At 54.9% G+C, this 4,374-nt stretch carries 6 protein-coding genes and 1 pseudogene; 3 read left to right on the top strand and 4 right to left on the bottom strand.

Annotated features, from left to right (window positions below; translation table 11 throughout):
- The 3 genes and pseudogenes from NUV48_15285 to NUV48_15295 all read left to right on the top strand — a co-directional run.
- A partial coding sequence (locus NUV48_15285; GenBank protein ID MCR4443496.1) for a hypothetical protein occupies positions 1-708 on the top strand: 708 nt, incomplete at its 5' end.
- Positions 709-821: 113 nt separating this feature from the next.
- Entirely contained in the window at positions 822-1,025 is a 204-nt protein-coding gene (locus NUV48_15290; GenBank protein MCR4443497.1) for a hypothetical protein, read from the top strand.
- Between the two features lie 410 nt (positions 1,026-1,435).
- Positions 1,436-1,531: pseudogene (locus tag NUV48_15295) on the top strand (IS110 family transposase).
- Between the two features lie 52 nt (positions 1,532-1,583).
- Here NUV48_15295 and istB read toward each other — a convergent pair.
- From istB to NUV48_15315, 4 genes are all read right to left on the bottom strand, one after another.
- Complete coding sequence (gene istB / locus NUV48_15300; GenBank protein MCR4443498.1) at positions 1,584-2,366, bottom strand: IS21-like element helper ATPase IstB; 783 nt, start codon at positions 2,364-2,366, stop codon at positions 1,584-1,586.
- Entirely contained in the window at positions 2,335-3,870 is a 1,536-nt protein-coding gene (gene istA, locus NUV48_15305) for an IS21 family transposase (protein ID MCR4443499.1), read from the bottom strand. The genes istB and istA overlap by 32 nt, the downstream gene beginning before the upstream one ends.
- A 113-nt stretch (positions 3,871-3,983) precedes the next feature.
- Complete coding sequence (locus NUV48_15310; protein MCR4443500.1) at positions 3,984-4,151, bottom strand: site-specific integrase; 168 nt, start codon at positions 4,149-4,151, stop codon at positions 3,984-3,986.
- 13 nt (positions 4,152-4,164) lie between these two features.
- A partial coding sequence (locus tag NUV48_15315; protein MCR4443501.1) for an integrase occupies positions 4,165-4,374 on the bottom strand: 210 nt, incomplete at its 5' end.

Raw genomic sequence — 4,374 nt, forward strand, 5'->3', positions numbered from 1 at the left:
TCCCTTTCCATAGAGGAGATTTTAGAGATAGCCCAAGAGCCTAGGCCCTTTCCTCCTTTCAAAAAGACACATGCCCAGCCTGGGCTCCAGAAGCTTTATTCGATTGCCAAGAAGGAAACAGCCAAAGAAGAAAAGAGACAGTCCAAGAGACCTGTAACAGTGATACCCTACCCAGATTTAAACAAGACTACAGAGCCCATTAATACCACAGGTCAAGAACTGCTAGAAAAATACTTGCCCAATTTGCAGCGATACTGCCCCCTAGTGGCTAAAGTGGTACAGGAGGGATGTATCAGCCACAACAGGAGCGTTGCTGTAAATGCCGTTGCCAGGGCATTCTGTGCCTTAAGGATGAGCCAAGAAGAGGCAGAGAAACTAATTTGGCTTATTGAGCCCAAGATAACTAACCAATGCGGTGACTTTAAGACGCATGAACGCAAAGACAGGAACAACTGGATTATGCGCACAGTACGCAAAAGCTACGAGGAAGGGCAGCCACATAACAAATGTGATTACTACTCTCGGCGAATTTTTCCAAGCCTCAAAAATACGGTTTGCCCTGGGTGCGGCGTAAAAAACCTGGACTCCCTTCGGAACGACCTTAGCGCGTTTACAGACACCGCCTTAAACAGCCTTAAGCCAGACACGATTCATCTCCTAGGGGCTCCCCTGGTTTTGGCAAGTAAAAAATGCATAGTTTGGCATTGAAAAAGTGCAGAAGGCATTACCACCACGCCGGGGTTACCCCCCCTAGGGGTGGGGGAAGGTAAGCATTTGTTTAGAAGGCTTCACCCCCCAGTAATTAGGTCTTTGAAAAGCTGGTGCTAATTGATATTGGGCGGGTCGCTGTTTTTATCGTCACCGTCACGCGCCGTCGAGCCTGTGGATATGTGGGCAGCGCCCCTCCGGGTACGCCCGCCGGCGAGGGTTTGACCCGGTTGCATGCTTTTTGCGCCAGGTGCTTCGGGATTGGCCCGGCGCTGTCCAAGCCCCTGTGGACCCCTGTGGGCAACCCCACGGCTTAAGATTAAGCTTCCGCTGGACCCCGGTTGCCCACAGAGTCCACAGGGGCGGCATATCCACAGGCTTTGGCAGGATTTTGCCGGTTCCCACGCGAAATACCGCAAGGCCGTTTTGGGGCAGCGCTTTGCCTGCGTGCATGATAAGACGATGCTGGCCTGAGATCGCGCTCCCACCGCTGCGAAGGGTCTTGCTCCCATGCTGCACACCTAATCTTTCAAGCCCGGTTCGCAGCAGTCGGCTTGTGCATCGCCTGGGATTGGGACGGTGCTAATGCCGCAACGCTGACGCTGTCGCCAGGGCGTGTGGGAACCCCAAAGCTTTCTATCCCAGCCTTTACTCCTTAAGCGAAAGGAGGTGCTATTGAAGTTGCCCACCTTCTTTGTCGGTCGAGATGGCCCGCCTTAATTGCCCCCTTTCCACCATCCCGGGTTTCGGCCTTGTTTTCACCGCCGGTATCCTCGCCGAGATCGGCAATATACACGACTTCCCGGACGACGATGCCCTGGCCGGCCAAGGCACTAACCATTAAAACATTCTTGTTCCTGAAAGCTCACGTAATTTTAATCCACTCTCGACCCCCTCACCCCATTCTCTACTTGCGCACCAATGGATTGGTCGGTGTTCATAGCTGAAAGGGCGTGCCTGAGGCGAAAGCTTTCTCCCTCAAAGGCCAGGATGTGAGCATGGTGGACCAGGCGATCAATTAGCGCTGCCGTCAGACGGTTGTCCCCCAGGATGGTATTCCACTGGCCAAATTGAAGGTTGGAAGTGACGACAACGCTCTGCCTTTCGTACGCCCTGGCCACCACGTTAAACAATAGCTCCGCCCCGTCCCGGTGCAGGGGCACAAAACCAAATTCATCGATAATGAGCAGGTCGACCTTTTCCAGGTCAGCCATCAACCGTCCCAGCCCGCCCTGGCGGTGGCTGTCAAGCAAGGTGTTCACCAGGTCAAGGCAACGGTAGAAGCGGACCGTTTTTCCTTCCAGGCAGGCCCTTAACCCTAAGGCGGTGGCCAGGTGGGTTTTCCCGGTACCTACTGCCCCCATGGCCAGGACGTTCTCATGACGCTCAAGGAAGGCCAGGGTACTGAGGGCGGTAATAGTGGTCGACGACGGAAGGGTAACGGGTGTCCAGTCAAAGTCCTCCAGCGTCTTATGGGCCGGAAATCCTGCCCGGCGAATAAGGCGGCGGATCTTGCTGGCCTGCCGGGCTTCGAGTTCGGCGCGAAAAAGAGCCGTCAGGTATTGTTCCCGGTCGTGGTACTCCAGTTCCAGGTACAGGGTGGGGATATGGGCCAGTTTCAGGGCTTTACATTGCTCCTGTAAGGACGCTGGCACCATTGACTTCACCTCCCCGCCCGAAGGTATGAGGTAAGAGCTGGTCATAGGCGTTGATTGCCGGGTCATAGCAGCGGACGGTTGCCGGGGTATAGGTCTCGTTTAAGGCCGGGAGGTCGGCTTCCGGGTGGGCCAGACGGTAAAGCCGGTGGCGGATGAGCCCGGCGTCGTCCCCGTTCCCGGGCAAGGCTTCCTTGAGGGCCCTGGCAATGAGGTCCATGCCGAAGCCTTCCTTTAGGAGGCTGTGAACGAACTGGAGCCGGTTTTTGTATCCCTGGGGCTCTGCTTCCAGGTAGCCTTTGACTTCCGGGGGTAAAAAGCGGTACATGGTGGCGTGCCGGGCACCCCGGGGCTTACGGACGAAGATAGCGAAGTACCCCTGCCAGTCAATAGGCTGGGTCTTCAGGGTGTAATGACGGGGAAGCACGGCCAGGCGTTCGTTATGCCGGTTAAATATCTCTGCCCGGTCCCACCAGAGCTTTATGAGGACCGTTTCTCCCACCCGGGCGCTGGGCAGGGCGTAGACTTCATCGCCCAAGTGGAACTGGCCATATTTGTTAACCCGGGCGGTTTTAAGCTGCACCGGCTCAAAGGGTACGGTAGGCAGGGGCAGCAAGGCTTTCCGGTCCCTCTCCCATAAAGCGGCGATGGACAGACCCTTTTCGTAATGGGGGCGCTGCATATCCGCCATGGCCCGACGGTAAAGCTCCTCGGTCAGTTGCTCATAACTGGTGACCTCCGGGTAGGGCAATAACCAGTTGCGGTGGGTGTAGCCCACCTTGTTCTCGACGTTCCCTTTCTCGTTGCCCTTGCCGGCATTACAGAATTCCGCCTCAAACCGGTAGTGCAGCATGAAGCGGCGGAAGGTTTCCGTGAGTTCCCTTTCGTGGCCCTTGCCTATACTCGCCACCGCCGCCGACAGGTTGTCAAACAAGATATGCGGGGGGACACCGCCTATCCAGCTAAAAACCTGGAGCAGGGCATGGAGGAAACACTCAATATTCTCCCCGGGCACTGGGACACAAAAACCGGCATTGCTGTAGGGAAAAGAGAAGGCCAGGTACTTGATCTCCCGGATCTCTTTATCCCAGATGACTCGTGTCGTCCCAAAGTCTGCCTGGGCCTGGCCGGGCCGGTGTTCGAGCCGCAAATATTTTTCTTCCCTCTCGGCCCGTAGTTCTTTCTTGCGGTTGGCAACATACTGGCGGACCGTCCGGTCCTTACCCGTAAAGCCATATTCCTGGCAAAGCCGCCGGTAAATCACGGCTGCGGTTTGGCGGTCTTTGCGATTTTTAAGCATATCCTCCATAAGCCAGGTATCAACTATCTCCCTATAGGGTTCCATTACCGGCTGCCGGCGGTGCTTGGGGCTAGAAGCCTGGTTCCAATCTTCCCTTTGGGCATACTTGGCTGCTGTACGCCAGTTAATGCCCATTTGCTTGCTAATCTCGCGAATACTGTAATCTTTCTTTTCGTAAAGGAGCCTGATATACTCTTGTTCGGGCATTGCCAACACCTCTTTTTCCCCTCCTGCTTTTGGCGAAGTCAGAAGGGTTTATTCCTGAGCGTGATGGCAATGTCCTTCTTCATTTTCTCCGTTGTGCACTTTTGGCTGCCATTTTATGCACTTCTATTATGCCAAAACCAGAGAGAGAAATCTTCAATAATCAGATTGCGAGCATGTTTGCAGTATGAAAGGAACAGCTTGAAAGTGTCCCGGTATGATCGGATCGTATTGGGGCTGACATTGCGCTGCCCTGGAAGATAAGAAGTGAGATACCGGGACAATGCCTTGGCAAAGTCAGTCGGTTTCAAGGCTATCGCCCCCGATTACTGGTATGACGTGGCCAAAGGCATGTTCCACTCTGGCCGTGATATCCGGATAAAGTTCGGCGGTGAGCCTCAAGTACTGAGATGTATCGCTGAAGGAATGGTGACCCAGGTATGTTTTGAGCACGGGCAGATATGCCGCCAGGTCTTTTCCTTCCAGCACCCAGCGCCTCAGGCAGTG

The organism is Peptococcaceae bacterium (assembly GCA_024655825.1).
Classification (GTDB): domain Bacteria; phylum Bacillota; class Peptococcia; order DRI-13; family PHAD01; genus JANLFJ01.